The sequence below is a fragment of the Streptomyces sp. CNX435 genome, from assembly GCF_059570575.1.
The window spans coordinates 42142-58508 of the sequence record NZ_JCANTA010000010.1; the positions used below are offsets into that span (position 1 = coordinate 42142).

Sequence of the window (16367 nt, forward strand, 5' to 3'; positions counted from 1 at the left end):
CTCTCACACCTTCTGTTTCGGCTGGCTGGTCCGGTTCGGCTGGTTCGGCTGGTTCGGCTGGTCCGGTCGGGCCGGCTGACCAGGCCGACCAGGCTGCCCGGACGGCTCGGCCGGGCCGGCTTGCGCGGGCCCGCCGGGCCGGCGCCGCGGCGGCGCCGCGCCCGCGCGCCCCGCGACCAGCCGCGCGTGCCGCCGCAGCAGCGGATGCGGGTGGTACGGGCCCGGCGGCCCGTCCTCCAGCAGGCCCGCGTCCGCGAGCCGTTCGAGCACCGTCTCGCACTCCGCGGGCGGCAGCCCGAGCACGGCGGCGGCGTCCGCGGCGTCCCAGCCGGGCGTCTCCAGCGCGCCGAGCGCGGCGTACGCCTCGGCGAGTCCGGGGTCGAGCCGGTCCAGGGCGGCGTCGAACAGCTCCACCACCGACATCCGGGGGTGGCCGCTGAGCGCCAGCCGGCCCAGCGGGTCGCCGGCCAGCCAGCGGGCGCAGTCGCCGAGCCGCAGCGCCGGCCGGGTGCCGAGCCGGGCGGCGGCGATGACCAGGGCCAGCGGGTGGTGTCCGCACACCTCGGCCAGCTCCTCCGCCCCGCCCGGCTCCTCCGCCACCCGCTCCGCGCCCAGCACCGCGGCCAGCAACTCCCGCGCCTCCGCGGCGGGGAGCGCGCCGAGGCGGTGGACCCGTACCCCGTGGGTGGCGACCAGCCCGGCGAGCCCCAGCCGGCTGGTGATCAGCACCCCGTGCCCGGGCACCGCGGACAGCACCTCGCGCGCCTGCGCCGCGTCGACCACGTCGTCGAGGAGCAGCAGCGCCCGCTCCCCCGGAAGCGCCCGTTCACCAGGCGCGGCCCGCCCGGCGCCGACCGGCGCGGCCCGCCCGGCGAGTTCATCGATCACCTCGGCGGCGCTGCGCGGGGAGCCGTCCGGCGCCGCCATGGGGACCAGCACCTGCCCGCCGGGGAAGTCGTCGCGTACGAGGTGCGCCACCTGCTGGGCGAGGGCGGTCTTCCCGATCCCGGGCCCGCCGCAGACCAGTTCGGCCACCGGCGTACCCGAGCCGTCGGGCGCCGCGGTCAGCCGCCGCCGCAGCGTCACCACGGCCTCCGCCCGGCCGGTGAACCACGGCACCGGCGGCAGCGCAGGCGGGGCGGCCACCGGCGCGGGCGGCGCCGCGGCCGTCGCCGGGAGCGCCGCGCGGGCCGGCGGCCCGGTCGCCGGGCCCAGATCCTCGCCGCGCAGGATCGACAGCTCCAGCCGCTGCAGCGCCGCCGAGGGCCCGACGCCGAGGCCGTCCGCGAGGTACGCCTTGAACCTGCGGTACTCCGCCAGCGCCTCCGTCTGCCGCCCGGTGCGGTACAGCGCCTCGATCAACTGCTCCCGGAACCGGCCGTGGTCGGGGTGCGCGCGGGTGACGCTCCACAGGTCCGCCAGCGCCGGCCCGCACTGCCCCAGCTCCAGCCGCAGGTCGCACAGCCGCTCCACGACCCGCAGCCGCTCCTCCAGCAGCCGCGGCACCTCGTCGCGGTGGATGACCTCCGACCGCACGTTGGCCAGCACCCCGGTCTGCCACAGCGCCAGCGCCCCCTGCAGCGCCCCGAGCGCCGCCTCGGCGGAGAGGCCCGGCTCCTGCGTGGCCCGTACCCGCTCGCGGAACTCCACGAGGTCGAGGGAGCGCGCGTCCGCGGTGATCCGGTAGCCGCCGGGGACCGCCTCGATGGGGGTGCCGGCCACCTCGTGCTTGGCGAAGAGCCGCCGCAGCCGCAGCACGCACGTCTGCAGCGCGGCCCGCGCGGTCGCCGGCTGCTCGTCGCCCCAGACCATGCGCTGCAGGTACTCGACGGAGACGATGGCGCCCGCGTTGAGCAGCAGCGCGGTCAGCAGGTTGGCGGGCTTGGAGGGGTGCAGCACGACGGTCTCGCCGCCGTCGGTGATGCTGAGCGGCCCGAGCAGCTGGAACCGCACCGTGCTCACCCGCGCCCCGGAGGTTCGACGGGGCCGCGAAGTCGGAGTGCCGGCGGGGGTGGGAGCGTGATCCGGGTCGTCATGCGGGCCACCTGTGTCCTGTACGTGGTCAAGGAAGGACGCGGGCGACGCTACCCACGCGGACAGCCCCCCGGCGGGCCCGGACCTGTCAGCAAGCTGCATTCCGCCCCGCAGCAAGCGGCCAGATCCCCCCGAAGCGGGACGCCGCCAACCGGCGGGCAGCCGGCCGGCGGTGCTCAGGTCGGCCGGGCGATGCGAAGAGGGATGGCCCGCGATCGGTGATCGCGGGCCATCCCTCTCAGATGTGTCCTGCGGGGACCTGCAGCCAGGTCAGACGTCGAACTCGGATGCGAACCGGATGAAGGCGCCGAATTCGGCGGGGGTGAAGGCCAGCGTGGGGCCGTCAGGGTCCTTGGAGTCCCGAACGTGGATCGCGCCGGCCGTCTCCGCAACCTCGACGCACTGCCCTTCCTCCGACCCGCTGTAGGACGACTTGTGCCAGGTCAGGCTAGTCTTCTCATCGGTACGGGTGCAGCCGGTCATGAAAAATTCTCCTCAAGGTGAGTGTTGATGCGACCCCGCGACTCGTCCGCGGGAAGTGCGGTCTCGGCGATCTTCTCGAACACGACCGAGAGGTAGTTCACTTCGGCTGGTTCATCCAGAAGGCTGCCGCCCACGGAGCTGTCGATGGAGACGAGTGTGGGCCAGGGGTGGCGGAAGTTCAGGATCGTCATGGCCTGGTTCGCAGCCGCGTAGGCGGGCGCCTCTACCGGGATAATCTGGATGGTGATGTTGGGCTGCCCGGCGTCGTCGGCCAGCTTGCGTAGTTGCTCCTTCATGACCCCCGGGGCGTTGGGGAAGCGGTGCAGGAGGGCGGCTTCCGGGATCAGCGCGTGGAGGTGGGCCGGGTTCCCGGGGCGGTGGAGGACTTCCTGCCGCGCCATCCGGATAGCGCTCAGCAGGTTCGACCGTTCGCGGTTGTGCGGATGGACAGCGTTGGCCATGATCTCCCTGACGTATCCGGGCGCCTGGAGCTGCCCGGGGATGATCGCCGGGTTCTGGACCTGGATCTTCTGCGCCTTCGACTCAAGGACGATGAAGTCGAGGAGCGCATCGGAGATTTGGCCCACGTAGGAGGCCCACCACCCGGCCCCCGGTGGCTCGTTGGAGGCCGCGGCCAGCTCACGAACGGCCTCCTCGTCCCCCTGGATGCCGTACGCCTCCAGCATCTTCCGGACGTCGCCTTCGGGAACTCGGTAGATGCCGCGCTCGATGCGGCCTTGCCGGGTGGAGTCCCAGCCGAGTCGCTTGGCAGCCGCTCCGGGCGCAAGCCCGGCCGCTTCGCGGTACGAGCGCAGCAAGTTGCCTACACGGCGCCGCATCACGGGCGGAGGGAGCTTCTTCTGCGTCATGGGGAGCATTGTGCCAGTCGCGCGGAGCAGTGGCTATAAAACAAGTGTTCACTCAAATGAATGACTCTGTGCTCGATATTGCGCATAGCAACGCGGCTGGAGCATACTGAAGCCGCGGTGAGCGTGACTGCTCATCAGGTCATGATCCACCGTCACGCTTGGTTACCGGCCCGCGGGCTACGGCCAACAAGCGCCCCTCCACCCGGCACTCCCAGAGCAAGGAGCGTGGTGATGACAACACTCAACCCCACCGAGGTGACCCAGGTTGAGGATCCCCTCGACGTCGCCGTCATCGCCGACACCATCCAGTCCATCCGCCTGCGGCTCCACCCGCCCGAGGGCCAGACGCCGACCACGCTGCTGGACCGCTGTGTGTCCTGCGCCGACGTTCTGCGTACGACCAGGCCCTTGGGGCATGCCGTGCTCGATCGCCTGCGGCGGGCTCGCGTGCCGCTGGGGCCGGTGGCGGACACCGTTCCCCGGGCGACGGTTGAGTTCGTCGTTCCTGCCGGTGCCTCCGGGGCGTGGCCGGTGTTGCCGCCGTGGACGGCGTGCGTTTCCGCGTGCCGTACGCGGTGGCCGGTGCCTGGTCGGACGGGACGTGTGGCGGGGCGGCGGTGGCTGGTTGCGCCCTGGGCGTGCGCGGTGCCGTACACGGACCCCGACATCCTGTGTGAGGCGGTCGGGGCCGAGATGCTGCGGCATGCGGCGGTGCCGGTTCCTGCCGGACGGGTGTGTTCGTGACCGGGCGGCGTGCGACCGTTCCCAGCGTCACCCGCGATCTCCTCGCGACGCTGGCGGCGGTTCGTCGTGGCCGTCCGCAGGGGTGTCTTGCGCTGCCCGGCGGTTCCACGAGAACGCCGGGCACCGCGCGGGCCATGGTCCGCGAGTGGCTGAGGGCCTGGGAGATCCCGCCGGAGCAGGCAGAGGACACGGCGGTGATCGTCACCGAGCTGACGGCGAACGCCGTGCAGCACACGAAGAGCGCCCAGGTCGTCGTGGCGGTGCAGCTCACCGGCCGGCGGGAGTTGCGGCGGCTGACGGTCCGGGTGAGCGATCAGGGCCCGTACAGCGGGCCCATCCGGGCCGGCGACCGGGCCGATCCGGATGAACGGGATCTCTCCTGCCTCGCTGACTGCGGCCGTGGGCTGGCGATGGTCGACTCGCTCGCGGATCGGTGGGGGGCGGTCCGCGGGCATACGGGCACCCATGTCTGGGCGGTGCTGCTGATCCCCGCGGCCGGTTCGCCTTCGGCGCATGCGCAGCCTGCCGGCACGACGACGGGGGGCGCCCGGTGAGGTTCCGTGACGTGCTCGTAGTGGCGATCGGGGCCGTGGAAGAAAAGCGTGCCCGTCGCGCCTGCCCAGAGCTGTATCGGCATCTGGACGCCGCCCGCCTGGCGGTGCCGCTACGGGAGTTGACCCCCGAGGAGCGGGACGCGGCTGAGGCGCTCATCGCCGACCGGGTCGCTCACCGGCTGATCACGGCCGTGGAGTCCCATCTGCTGTTCCCTCCCGAGCGGGCCGCGGCCGACCTTCGCATGGAGCTGCTCGAAATCCTGCGCCGGGTCGCACGGCGCGACGGCGGCGACGAGCCACCGACCACATCACCGAGCCGATAGAGAGGCGAGACCGGACGCCATGAGCACGAGCAGGATGCACACAATGATCAATGAAGACGACGACGCCGGGCGGCCGAACGAGCAGGCACAGCCCGGCGCCGACCAGACGGACGGCCGCCCCGCCGCAGGCGACTCACCCGGGGAACCGCCTGACGCGGCAGTGCACGTCATGAGCTTCAGCTACGGGTGCGGCCCGATCCCCTTCTCCGGCACGGACATCACCCTCGACCTACGCGGCCAGTTCAGCAGTTCCCCGGTGCCGGAACCCGGCGACATCACCGATGTCACCGCTCTGACCCTCTGCGACGCATGCACGCAGACGGAACCGGCGGCGGACGGCGCCGCCGAGCTGGTCGAGGGCGTGATCCCCCTGGTGGCGGCGTTCCGCAGCGGGACGGGCGAGCAACCGGTCACCGTGGCGGTGGGATGCGCCGACGGACAGTTGTCCGCCGCCGTCGCAACCGCGATGCAACGGCGGATGAACGGCCTGATCCGCGTGACGGTAGAGCACCTCGCCCGCACAGCCGAGGCCGAGGCCCAGCCGCGGCCCGGAACGGAGCCGGCCGCGCCACACAATCCCCTTGCTCCGCCCCAGTCGGCAGGGGCGGACAGCCCAGCCCCGCCCGCGACATCGGCATCTTGAATGCCTCTCAACAACCGGAGCCGCCTCGGACGGTCCTGAGACACGAACTCGTCACCATGGCGGCCCTCTGACCACCCGCACCACGCCACAGGGCCGCACGCGGCGGTTGGCTCATTCCCGCCCCCGCTGCCCAAGGCGGCCCCACCCACAGGTTTCACCGCTCCGTGCGGGCGGGGAAGAACGAGCACTTCCCATCCATCGAGAAAGGGGAAGCAATGCCCACCACGATTGAAGAGCGCCGCCCCGTCGGCATCGCGCTCGACGTACCGGAACTGCGGTTGCCGCTGAGCACTGACGGCGCCGCAGTCCTGCCGGAGCTATCCGAGGGCAACGGGCCGTCGCCGTTCGCGTTCCGATTCCTCGTATCCGTCCCGGCAACGGGCGGCATCCTGCCGGCCGATGTCGAGTACGACGAGGACACCCAGACGGGAACCTATGAGGGCCTGCCGCCCGGCGTCTACATGACCAAGAACCCGCCGAAGACCTACGGTCCCACGCAGCCTTCGGGCCAGATGGACGCGCCGGACGACCCCGGACCGAGCGACGACTGATGACAGACGCTGGCCAGGTTCTCATCCTGGCGGGTCGCTTCGACCCGACCTGTGATCTTGTGGTTGAGGAACTGAACCGGCGTGCCGTGCCCGTCTTCCGGGCAGATATGGCCGAGTTCCCGCTGAGGCTCACGCTCGCCGCGAGCCTCAGCGGGGACCGCTGGAACGGCACGCTGAGAAACGACCGCCGCACGCTCGACCTCGCGTCGGTCCGCTCGGTCTACTACCGCCGCCCCACCCGCCCGAAGTTCCCCGAGAGCATGTCCCCCGAGGCGCGCAAGGTCGCCGAGACCGAAGCCCGCTGGGGCTTCGGCGGTCTGCTGTCGGCCCTGCCGTGCCGATGGCTCCCGCCGCCGGGGAAAGCGGCCGATGCCGAGTACAAGCCGCTGCAACTTCGCGTCGCGGCAGAGGCGGGACTGAGCGTTCCCCGGACACTGATCACGAACGACCCGAACTCGGCGCGGGACTTCGCCGAAGCGGTCGGCGGCCCCCTTGTGTACAAGCCGTTCTTTCACGTACGCGGCACCACGAACGGGCAGACCGTCGCCGTATACGCGAACGTCATCGACCCGGATGACCTGCCGCACCCGGACATCGCGACCACCGCCCACCTCTTCCAAGAGTGGGTGCCCAAGGCGCACGAGGTGCGGCTGACCGCCATCGGCGGGCGGATCTTCGCGGCCGAGATCCACACCGAATCCGACGCCGGCCACATCGATTGGCGAAGCGACTACGACAGCCACACGTACAAGGTCTGCGAGCCGCCCCCCGAGGTGGCGGCCGGAGTCCTGCGGATGCTCGACCTCCTCGGACTGCCCTACGGTGCCTTCGACTTCGCGGTAACCCCCAAGGGGGACTGGCGATTCCTGGAAGTGAATCCGAGCGGACAGTATGGGTTCATCGAGCAGGCGACCGGACTGCCGATCACGGCCGCGATCTGTGACTACTTGGAAGGAAACGGCCAGTGACGAACATCCTCGACGACGAACAGCGCCTCCTCGACGCCCGCGTCTCCCTCACACAGCAGATCGACCGCGGAAGCGTCGTGCTGTCCTCACGCCTGGCGGGCGCCTTCCTCAACGTCCCCCGGCATCCGTTCGTACCCGTCTTCTACCGCCGCGACGGCGAGCGGTTCATCCCGTGGCGCGGCACCGATGGCGACGCGGATGCGTGGCTCGCCGCCGTCTATGCGGACGACTCCCTCATCACCGAAGTGGACGGAGTCCACGCCGACGACGCGGCCCCCGGGGGGCTGACCGGCGTCCCTACCTCGTCCTCGACGGCGCCAAGCCTCATGGCGGACATGCTCGACGCCCTCGGCGTGAACGAGGGGGACGAGGTCTACGAAGCCGGGACCGGCACGGGCTACAACGCGGGCACGCTGTGCTTCCTCGCCGGAGACAAGCACGTCACCACCGTCGACCGGACCGAAGCCCTCACGGACAAAGCCCGGCTCCGGCTGAACGCCGTCGGCTTCGGCCCCCTCGTCATCCACGGCGACGGCGCCCGAGACCTCCCCGCCGACACCATGTATGACCGGCTCATCGCCACCGCGTCCGTCCGCCGTATCCCGCCCGAGTGGCTGACGCGCCTACGCCCCGGCGGCATCATGGTCATCCCCATCAAGGGCGCCCTCGCAGGCGGGATGGTTGCCCGCCTCACGAAGCTCCCGGACGGCGCCGCCGTCGGCTACATCCTCCACACGCCCGCCGCGTTCATGCCGCTCATCAGCGGCCCGGACACGTCCGCACAGGTGCCCGTCGTCCCGGACGGTCCCTGTGCGGACGCCGAACTCTCGGCGCGCGTGCTGGACGACTGGACGTTCTCGTTCTTCGCCCAACTCCATATGCCCCCCGGCCTCGTCCGCGCCTACGGAACGAACGACGACGGGCTACACGTCACCACCCTGTACGACCCCGCCGACGGCTCGGCAACCCGCATCGACGACATGCCCGACGAGCCGCCGGTGGTCACCACCAGCGGACCGCGCGACCTGTGGGAACCGATCGAGGCCGCCCACAAGCTGTGGCAGGAACTCAACCGGCCCCGCCGCGAGTGGTTCACCATCGAGGCCACCGCGAACGAGCAGACCGTGAGGTACACCGCACCGGACGGGCGAGTCCACCGCTGGACCCTGTAACGGCGACGACCACGGGTCGAAGAGCACCAATCGGACCCGCGGCCGACGCCGAGCGGCGGCCCGGGACGACATCGGCCGCGCCGCACAACCCCGCGCCTACGGCTGCGGGCTGTCCGTCCCCGCAGACCGAGGCGCAAGGGTCCCTGACCCCGGTCTTCTGCCCCTGCTTCGCGGACTGCAGGTCCAGGCCCTTCCAGTAGCCGAGAACAGCAGCACGCCAGGTCTCCAGAGGCGTCAGGTCGCTCATGGCTCCTCTTCTTCTATTCAGGTATTCAGATGCTGCCGGCAGGCAGCCCGTACGCTGCTTCGGCCGCACGCGTCGCAGCTGCCCTGTCGCAGGCGCGGAACGCGTCACGGAGCCTGGAGGCGATGTCGTCGGGGATCGCTTCGGGGCGCGGAACGGCGATCTTCCGCAGGTATTGCGCCTGGAATCGCAGCGTGCCGCCACGCATCTTCACGCCATAGGAGCTCACGAAAGCCTCTGCGATTCGAGAGAGCAGCAGCCCGCCGAGCACTTCCATGTCCCACGACGACGAGACGACGTAGTACAGGTTGTGGTGCGGGTAGTAGCCGCCCGGCTCCAGCACCGGTGTGATCTGGGCTTTCATGTCCTGAAGAAGCAGCTTCGGCCGTTCGGCGAGGCCCGGGTAGACCTTGTCGATCGTGCGGTGCCAGGTGCTCGGGTTCTTCCTCGCGACGAAGCGCTTCTTGACGTCCGTGTGCGACGCAAGCGCGGCTGCGAACTTCGGGTAGTCCGCGAGATCCACGAGCCTTCCCTCATCGTCCCACGGGTTCAGCAGCATCTTCGCAGGCGTCGTGAGACGGCCTGCGCGGATGTCCCCGGCCATGACGATGGGCGTGAGCCGATCTTGCTCGACGTCGACGCCAGCGTCTTGGCTGATGATGTACGCCTCGTCGGCTCCGGTCGCGACCCCAATGCTGATCTTCGTCGTGCCGTCGGCTTCGAGCGTCGGGAAGTTCTCCTGCAGGTGCTCTAGCAGCTTGATGGTGTGAGGGGATCCCGTGGGCCAGAAGTCGTCAGTCTCGAACCAACTGGGCAGGCGCACGCCCTCCCAGCCCTGGCCCGAAGCCTCCTCCGCCGTGCCCCGCACGAACGCCACGGCCTCGCTCGCGGAGGCCATTCCGAACGCGGCAGTGGTGTCGATGAACGTGGCGCTGTTCTGCTTGGAGTTGGCCAGTACCGTGATCGCCGGATAGGCCGAGACCTCTGCTTCAAATGCGTCCACGTCGTGCATCTGCCACACGGACTCGACCGCGTAGCGTGAGGTCACGAGACCCCGAAGGTGCTTCCCGTAGGCGTTCCGCATCCAACGGTCCGCGCAGATGAACCCGACTTTCCCCCCGCTTGCGAGCATGGACAGCGAACGCTCGTAGAAACCGACGTAGATGTCCGCCCGTCCGCGCATCGTCCGCCATGTCTTGCGGTAGGCAGCCTCGGTCTCATCATCGAGATCCTCGGTGCGGATGTACGGCGGGTTGCCGATCACGAAATCGACATCCGTCGGTACCTCGTCGAGAAGGAAGTCGCCGTGACGCAGCCAGCCTGCGGACAGGGCTCGGGCTTCTGCAGGACTTGCCCCGGCGGCATGGAGCATGTCCGCCGACTTCTTCCGGCAGGTCGCGACACGCTCGTGCTGGAGATCGAGACCGTACAGACAGTCAGTCAGCGCCGACAGCTCGGTGCCATGGACCTTTGCAGACTCGAGCAGCCGCTCCAGTACGGGGACGAAGAACGCGCCGGACCCGATTGACGGCTCGACGAGCTTCATCTGGGTGAGGTCCTTGTTTGCCGTGTAGCCGACCAGATCAAGAATCGTCTCGACGACCCATCGACGGGTGAAGACCTCGCCGTACTCGACCTCGTCGGGGGCAACTGCGGCCATGGGTTCCTCTCGTCATGGCTCACTGCACGAGCCCTCACCTCAAGGCTATCGGTGGGTACGGCCCGCCAGAGGGCTTCTCGCGCCTCACTACTCGGATTCGTGGCTCCACGGCGGCTCGTCGAAGCTCTCCTCTGTGATCAGCGAGGTGTGTTCATCCTGAACGTGCAGGTCACGGGGGTGGCATCGGTGCGTGATGTCGTACTCGTGCGGGTCGCCGGGCCCTGTCTGGTGCGAAGATCGTCGGTCAGCGGGAGTGTCACCCGTCACAGCCTCCCCGAACACCCCCGTACACCCATCCGACGCAGGATGAGGACCCGCATGCCGAAGGGGGCCGCCCGCGGGCAGTCCCCCTGCCAAGTCTGAACCCCCGGGGGCCCGGCCCCCCGCCCCGCCGCGCCCCTCGGCGCCGTGCGCGGGAGGGGTCCCGGGCCCGCCGCGGTACAACCGTTCCGATGGCCGCCGGACCCCGGCCGTACGACCACTCGGGGCCCCGCGGCGGGAGGGCGGGACAGCGGGAAGCCGGGAAGGGGGCGGGCGCGCCGATGGCGGCACAGCGGACGGCGGGGGACGCGGCTGCGCGACGCCCGCGGACCCCACCGTGACGGACTGGCCCATGTTGTTGCTGAACATGTCCAGTTCACGGGATGGCTGCATGCGGAGGCTCGCAACGATGGCCGCGCCGTTGTCCTCCTGGCTGAGGCGGTGGAACTGGCCGACGAGGTGCAAGACGGGCCGCTAGCAGCCCAGGCACTCAACTTCCATGGCTATCTGGCACGGCAACAGGGGCGGACCCATGCGGCGTCCCGCTGGTTCACTGCGGCGTACCTGTCTCCGGGTGCACATCACGCGCAGCGCATGGGGGACGCATCTCAGGCGGCGCATGCATACGCGGCGATGGGAGACCGGCGAAGGGCGCAACGTCTGCTCGGCGAGGCTACGGACCTTGCTGAGGCAGCCGGCAGTACTGCGCCTCCTGAAACGGCTTACTGGCTGACCAGTGACTACCAACTCCTTAATCTGGGGCTCGCCTACCTTGCGCTGGCTGAGCACGCCAAAGCTGCTGACCATCTCAAGCATGGGCTCGCCACGCTCCCAGCGGACCAGAAGGACGCAGTGTGGGCGCGGGAGTACAAGAATGCTCTCGATGCATAGTTCGGAGCGTAGCCAGGTTGCCAGCGGTGGCCGCATGACATGCACGTCCTCCACCCGGCCGTATCGGGGATGAACTCCGTGATCAGCCTGAACATTTTGTCCAAGCTGGCCGCCGTTCAGAAGCTGGACGCTGGGGTTCCCGAGACTCTGCGGGACGCGCTGGACCACATTCCACGCGAGATCAGCCGCGATCCGTACATGCTCCCGTAGCCCCAGGGGTCATCGGCACTTGCTGCGTTCCCTGACATATACTGATCGACGCGCCCCCTGGTCAACGTGTAACGCGAGGGGGCGCCCGCCAAATTCGGGCGGTCCGATCGGGTTTCTCTGCCCTACTCGTCCAGGAAGAGAACAGCAGTGATGGTCTTTTCGCAGACGTCGCAGTGCATGGGAGCCTCTACGCTCGCCAGATCGCATTCGATCGATGTCATCCGGTCAACGATGCCGGTGTTGACCTCGGTCGCCCATGCTGTCCGCCACCGCGTGGTGTTCTCCTGGAGTCGCGTGATGTAGCCGCGCGTCATCTGGTAAAAGCCGCGTACGCCGTGCTCCTTCATGTATGTCCAGTTGTACTCAAGGCTTTTGAGTACAACTGGGAAGGGGTGGAGCGACTGAGAGCGGCCCCAGCTCTCCAGCACATCGGGGATGTCCAGCCGGGCCACCTTGTTGTCTAACTCGTTCCACTGGCCGGTGTCGTCGAAGTCGCTGACCACCTGATCGATGATGGCAGCGCAGTGCTGGAGATTCGCGGCCTTGTCGGCGAAGATGCGCTCCACTTCGGCGTGGTTTTCTTCGGTGCCGTTCTTGCGTACGTCGGCGATGGCGCGAGTGAGAGCGGTGCTGTGGGCTGCTTCCTCGCACAGGGCCTGGCCGAAGGAACGCCAGGGGTCGGGGAATCCCCGCTCGGCGGTGACTTCGAGTATTCGATCTCCTTGCTTGCCCATCCGTTCCTCCTGAGAAGGCTGGTCAGTTGGATGGTGTGAGCCTTCGTGAAAGCTCTGCGGCGGCTTCGGCATACGGGACCTGTACTTGTTCGCCGGTGGTCATGTCCCGCAGGGTGACCATATTGGCGTCGCGCTCGGCAGTACCGTAGATCACGGCGTATCGTGCACCCTGGTCGCTGGCCCACTTCATCTGCTTGGCGAACTTACCCGAACTGCCCAGATAAATCCCTGTCCGTCTCTGCGTACGTCGGATATCGGCCGCAAGCCGAAAGCTGTCTGTGGCCAGTTCCGGACTCATGACGGTGACCGCGACATCCAGTCGGCTGTGCTCGTCTGACTCGTCGCTGCGCAGGAGCGGGAGAATACGTTCAACGCCCAGAGAGCCGCCGCACGCTGGGGCGGGCTTGCCTCCAAGATTGCCGATCAGATTGTCGTAGCGCCCACCGGACGCGATGGAACCGGGCATACCAGGCGCTACCACTTCATAGATGGGGCCCGTGTAGTAGTCGAGTCCCCGGACCAGACTTGGCGTCCATGCAATCTGTTCGTCCGAAATGGAACCTTTTGTGAGCTGGAGCAATTCGTCGACTTCAGCCAGTCCACGCTGGCCTGTTGTGCTTGACGTGAGCTGCTTTCGGATGCGGTCGGCAGCATCGGCTGCGGTGAGATCGTCGACCAGGTCTTGTGCTACAGCTTCGGGAAGCCCGCGCTTGGTGGTGAGTTCATCGATGACGGCCGTGGGCGGCAGCTTGTCGAGCTTATCCAGCGTGATCAACACGACTCCGCCGAGATCGGCGGGAACATCGTATGCCTCAAGGAGCCCCGTCAGGATCGCCCGGGAGTTGACGAGGAACCGGAACTCGGCAAGCCCCAGTGTGGCCAGTGCATCATGCAGCGCCAGGACAACTTCGGCGTCGGCCAGCGGCGACGTGGAGCCGACGATATCGAGATCGCATTGCGTGAACTCGCGATACCGTCCCTTGCCGGGCCGGTCTGCGCGCCATACAGGACCGATGGCATAACGCTTGTACGGAGAGGGAAGTTGACCGCTGTAGGCGGCTACCGCACGGCTGAGAGGAACCGTGTGGTCGTAGCGAAGGGCGAGATCGGCATCCCCGCTTGCCTCGTGATCCCCACGGCGAAGGATCTTGAAGATCAACTGATCACCTTCGTCCCCGTACTTACCAGTCAGCACGTCCAAACGCTCGACGGCAGGAGTCTGGAGAGGTTCGAACCCGAACCCGGAGAAGACGCGCCGGATGCAGGCGAACGCACGTTCGCGGTGCGCGTACTCCGCGGCGAGGAAGTCACGGGTTCCGCTCGGAGGATCGAACTGGGTGGATGCCATGCGCGACAGTTTCCCGGAACCCATGGGTGACGACCAAAACGCCTGCGTCTGGGCCCCCCGAACGCCCCGGAACACCCGGCCGCCGCAGGCTGAGAACCCGCATGCCGAAGGGGGCCGCCCGCGGGCAGCCCCCTGCCACGTCTGCATCCCGGGACCCGGCCGCCCGCCGCGCCCCTCGTCGCGGTTCGCGGGAGGGGTCCCGGGCCCGCCGCGGTACAACCGATTCCGATGGACGCCGGACCCCGGCCGTACGACCACCCGGGGCCCCGCGGCGGGAGGGCGGGAAGCGGGCAGCCGGGAAGGGGGCGGGCATGCCGATGGCGGCACAGCGGACGGCGGGGGACGCGGCCGGCGCGGGGGAACCCCTGCTGGCCCACGGCCAGCGGGTCCACGGCGGCCTGGTGGTCGACCGCAGGCTGGGCGAGGGCGCGTTCGCCGAGGTGTACCGCGTACGCCACCACGTCCTCGGCTGGCAGGCGCTCAAGCTCTTCAAGCACGTGGCCTCGCTCGGCGCGACCTTCAGCAGGCTCGACGAGGCGCGCATCCTCTCCACGCTCGGCCACCCCAGCATCATCCGGGTGTTCGACGCCGGCACGGTGGACACGGCCGAGGGCGTACGCGGCTACCTCACCATGGAGTACGTGGCCGGGGGCAGCCTGGAGCGGCTCGTCGAGTCGCACGCCGGCGTCGTCCCCGTCGACCGGGTCACCGCCGTGCTGCGGCAGGCGGCCGACGGCCTCTCCGTCGCCCACGGGCGGCAGCCCCCGGTCGTGCACCGCGACCTGTCGCTGGCCAACGTGCTCCTCACGTACGACGAGTCCGGGCCGTGCGTGAAGGTGAGCGACTTCGGGCTGGCGAAGGAGACGGACCCGGCGACGCGGGCGGCCAGCGCGCAGGGCACGGTCGCGTACATGCCGCCGGAGGTGCTCATCCGCGGGCGCGGCTACTCCTGCGCCGGCGACGTGTGGGCCCTGGGCACGATCGTCTACTACCTGCTCACCAACACCTTCCCGTACGGCGCCGGCGACCCGATCCGCTCCTTCTCCGCGGCGCGTTTCGAGGAGACGCTGCGGCCCCCGGGCGACTTCAACGACGACGTCGGCCCGGAGCTGGACCGGCTCGTCGCGGACATGCTGCGCGTCGACCCGGACGCCCGGCCGCCCATGCGCGAGGTCGCCGAACGCGCCCTGCCCGAGGGGCGGTCGCCGGCGGGCCCGCCCCCGCGGACGGCAGCACCCCCGCCCCCGGACGCGACCCCGGACGCGACCCCGGCCCCCGCCCCGCCCCCGGACGAACTCGTCCGCGCCGCCATCGCCCTCTCCCGCGTCCCGGGCCGGCTGGCGGACGCGGCGAACCAACTCGAAGAAGCCCTCGGCCGCCACCCCCGCCTGCGGGAGCGGCACCTGACCCGGCTCATGACCTGGCGTAGAGGAGTCGTGCAGTGAAGGAATCCCCGGCCCGCTTCGCGGACCTGGCGGGGCTGCGGCTGTACCGCAGGAACATCTTCGCCGTCACCGGACTGCCCGTGGACGCCCAGGGCCGTGCGGTACGGCGGCAGCGAGCGCGCCTCGACGCCCGGCTGGCGGTCGAGGAGACCTGGCCGGGGGACGCCGACGCGCCCGCGCCCGGCGGGTACCGCAAGGACGAGGTCCGCCTGGCCTTCGAGGAGTTCCAGGACCCGCGGAGCCGGCTCGTGGACGAGCTGATGTGGTACTGGCGGGACGCCGACCTCGGCTGCGGCTGCGGCCCCGTGACGCACCGGCGGCACGACGAGGCCGTACAGCTGCACAGCAGCGCGATCGAGGCGGAGACGGGCCGCGCCGACGTATCGGCGGCCGAACGCGACCGGCTCTGGGACGCCGCCGCCGACTGCTGGGCGAAGCTGATCAGCTCCCCCGACCTGCGCGGCCACATCGCCCACCGCATGACCGCCCTGGCCGACCCGCGGCTCGACGGCCACTCCCCCGACGACTTCCTGCCCGGCGTCCCCCGGCTGCTGCTCTCCCCGTTCACCGAACTCGCCGGCGACCGGTCCGCCCGGCCGCGGCTGGCGGACGCCTGCGACGGCTGGGTCGCGCAACCCGCCTTCGCGACCCTGCTCCGCGACGCGTTCGAGGAGCCCGTGACGGAGGCGGTCGAGCGGGTCGGCGAGGGGCTGCGGCTGGCCGGCGAGCAGCATCACGCGGACCGGCACTGGGACGCCCTGCAACTCCTCGGGGACCGGGTGCTGCCCGACTTCGAGGAGCTGGCGCCCCTCAAGCCGTTCGCCCCGGAGTCGCAGTACGAGGAGCTGGCGCACATGGTCGCCGTGGCGGTGAACAACGTCACGCTCGCCATCTACACCGACCGCGGGCACTCGCGGTTCCAGAAGAAGAAGGCGGTCGAGCTGATGGAGGCCGCCTACGAGATCGCCCCGGAGCGCGACGAGGACCTGATCCACGAGAACCTGAAGGCTCTGTACGACCAGCGCGTCGGCCCGGGCGGCGGCGCGCAGTCGGGGGCGGCGGCCCAGCAGATGAAGCCCAGCGAGTGCCTGGGGTGCGTGCTGGCGCTGCTGGCGATCGTCGGCGGGGTCGTCGCGGGGCTGACCGCGGGACCCGGCGCGGCGATCGGCATCGTCGTCGGCGGGCTCGTATTCGCCGGGATGTTCGCGTCATGAAGCCGTACGCCACCCGAGA

General features: G+C 69.9%; 17 protein-coding genes. 11 read left to right on the forward strand and 6 right to left on the reverse strand.

What is annotated here, in order from left to right:
- Positions 1-3: 3 nt before the first annotated feature.
- The 3 genes from T328_RS18095 to T328_RS18105 all read right to left on the reverse strand — a co-directional run bounded on the left by T328_RS18095 (position 4) and on the right by T328_RS18105 (position 3386).
- On the reverse strand, positions 4-1953 hold the full coding sequence (locus T328_RS18095) for an AfsR/SARP family transcriptional regulator (protein ID WP_496497286.1): 1950 nt from the start codon (positions 1951-1953) through the stop codon (positions 4-6).
- 351 nt (positions 1954-2304) lie between these two features.
- On the reverse strand, positions 2305-2517 hold the full coding sequence (locus T328_RS18100) for a DUF397 domain-containing protein (protein ID WP_496497110.1): 213 nt from the start codon (positions 2515-2517) through the stop codon (positions 2305-2307).
- Positions 2514-3386: a helix-turn-helix domain-containing protein gene (locus tag T328_RS18105; RefSeq protein ID WP_496497111.1), complete on the reverse strand. Its 873-nt coding sequence runs from the start codon at positions 3384-3386 to the stop codon at positions 2514-2516. The genes T328_RS18100 and T328_RS18105 overlap by 4 nt, the downstream gene beginning before the upstream one ends.
- A gap of 231 nt (positions 3387-3617) precedes the next feature.
- Between T328_RS18105 and T328_RS18110 the strand changes: the two genes are divergently transcribed.
- The 7 genes from T328_RS18110 (at position 3618) to T328_RS18140 (ending at position 8341) form a co-directional block, all read left to right on the forward strand.
- Positions 3618-4130 carry a hypothetical protein gene (locus T328_RS18110; protein ID WP_496497112.1) on the forward strand — a complete coding sequence of 171 codons (513 nt, stop codon included), beginning with the start codon at positions 3618-3620 and terminating at the stop codon, positions 4128-4130.
- Positions 4127-4684, forward strand: coding sequence for an ATP-binding protein (locus T328_RS18115; protein WP_496497113.1), 558 nt, complete (start codon positions 4127-4129; stop codon positions 4682-4684). Before T328_RS18110 ends, T328_RS18115 begins: the two co-directional genes overlap by 4 nt.
- Positions 4685-4695: 11 nt before the next feature.
- Positions 4696-5007 (forward strand): hypothetical protein, encoded by a 312-nt coding sequence (locus T328_RS18120; protein ID WP_496497114.1) that lies wholly within the window; start codon positions 4696-4698, stop codon positions 5005-5007.
- 43 nt (positions 5008-5050) lie between these two features.
- Positions 5051-5650: a hypothetical protein gene (locus T328_RS18125; protein ID WP_496497115.1), complete on the forward strand. Its 600-nt coding sequence runs from the start codon at positions 5051-5053 to the stop codon at positions 5648-5650.
- Between the two features lie 215 nt (positions 5651-5865).
- The gene (locus tag T328_RS18130; RefSeq protein WP_496497116.1) at positions 5866-6201 is read left to right on the forward strand and encodes a hypothetical protein; all 336 of its coding nucleotides are present in this window, start codon (positions 5866-5868) and stop codon (positions 6199-6201) included.
- Positions 6201-7169 carry an ATP-grasp ribosomal peptide maturase gene (tgmB, locus tag T328_RS18135; protein ID WP_496497117.1) on the forward strand — a complete coding sequence of 323 codons (969 nt, stop codon included), beginning with the start codon at positions 6201-6203 and terminating at the stop codon, positions 7167-7169. The genes T328_RS18130 and tgmB overlap by 1 nt, the downstream gene beginning before the upstream one ends.
- Positions 7166-8341: a methyltransferase domain-containing protein gene (locus T328_RS18140; protein WP_496497118.1), complete on the forward strand. Its 1176-nt coding sequence runs from the start codon at positions 7166-7168 to the stop codon at positions 8339-8341. Before tgmB ends, T328_RS18140 begins: the two co-directional genes overlap by 4 nt.
- Positions 8342-8613: 272 nt before the next feature.
- Here the strand turns inward: T328_RS18140 and T328_RS18145 are convergent, their stop codons facing one another.
- The gene (locus T328_RS18145) at positions 8614-10245 is read right to left on the reverse strand and encodes an Eco57I restriction-modification methylase domain-containing protein (protein ID WP_496497119.1); all 1632 of its coding nucleotides are present in this window, start codon (positions 10243-10245) and stop codon (positions 8614-8616) included.
- A 408-nt stretch (positions 10246-10653) separates the two neighbouring features.
- Here T328_RS18145 and T328_RS18150 point away from each other — a divergent pair, with 408 nt between their 5' ends.
- Together T328_RS18150 and T328_RS18155 are read left to right on the forward strand one after the other, a co-directional pair.
- Entirely contained in the window at positions 10654-11397 is a 744-nt protein-coding gene (locus tag T328_RS18150) for an NsdA family TPR-like regulatory protein (protein WP_496497120.1), read from the forward strand.
- Positions 11398-11475: 78 nt separating this feature from the next.
- A complete protein-coding gene (locus T328_RS18155; RefSeq protein WP_496497121.1) occupies positions 11476-11607 on the forward strand; it encodes a hypothetical protein in 132 nt (43 codons plus the stop codon).
- Between the two features lie 122 nt (positions 11608-11729).
- Here T328_RS18155 and T328_RS18160 read toward each other — a convergent pair whose 3' ends face one another.
- On the reverse strand, positions 11730-12341 hold the full coding sequence (locus tag T328_RS18160; protein ID WP_496497122.1) for a hypothetical protein: 612 nt from the start codon (positions 12339-12341) through the stop codon (positions 11730-11732).
- 22 nt (positions 12342-12363) lie between these two features.
- Positions 12364-13689, reverse strand: coding sequence for a histidine--tRNA ligase (gene hisS, locus T328_RS18165; protein WP_496497123.1), 1326 nt, complete (start codon positions 13687-13689; stop codon positions 12364-12366).
- Between the two features lie 311 nt (positions 13690-14000).
- On the opposite strand from hisS, the gene T328_RS18170 reads away from it, so the two are divergent.
- Both T328_RS18170 and T328_RS18175 read left to right on the forward strand, forming a co-directional pair.
- Positions 14001-15134 carry a serine/threonine-protein kinase gene (locus T328_RS18170; protein ID WP_496497124.1) on the forward strand — a complete coding sequence of 378 codons (1134 nt, stop codon included), beginning with the start codon at positions 14001-14003 and terminating at the stop codon, positions 15132-15134.
- Positions 15131-16348 (forward strand): hypothetical protein, encoded by a 1218-nt coding sequence (locus tag T328_RS18175; RefSeq protein ID WP_496497125.1) that lies wholly within the window; start codon positions 15131-15133, stop codon positions 16346-16348. Before T328_RS18170 ends, T328_RS18175 begins: the two co-directional genes overlap by 4 nt.
- The last annotated feature ends 19 nt before the right edge of the window (positions 16349-16367 follow it).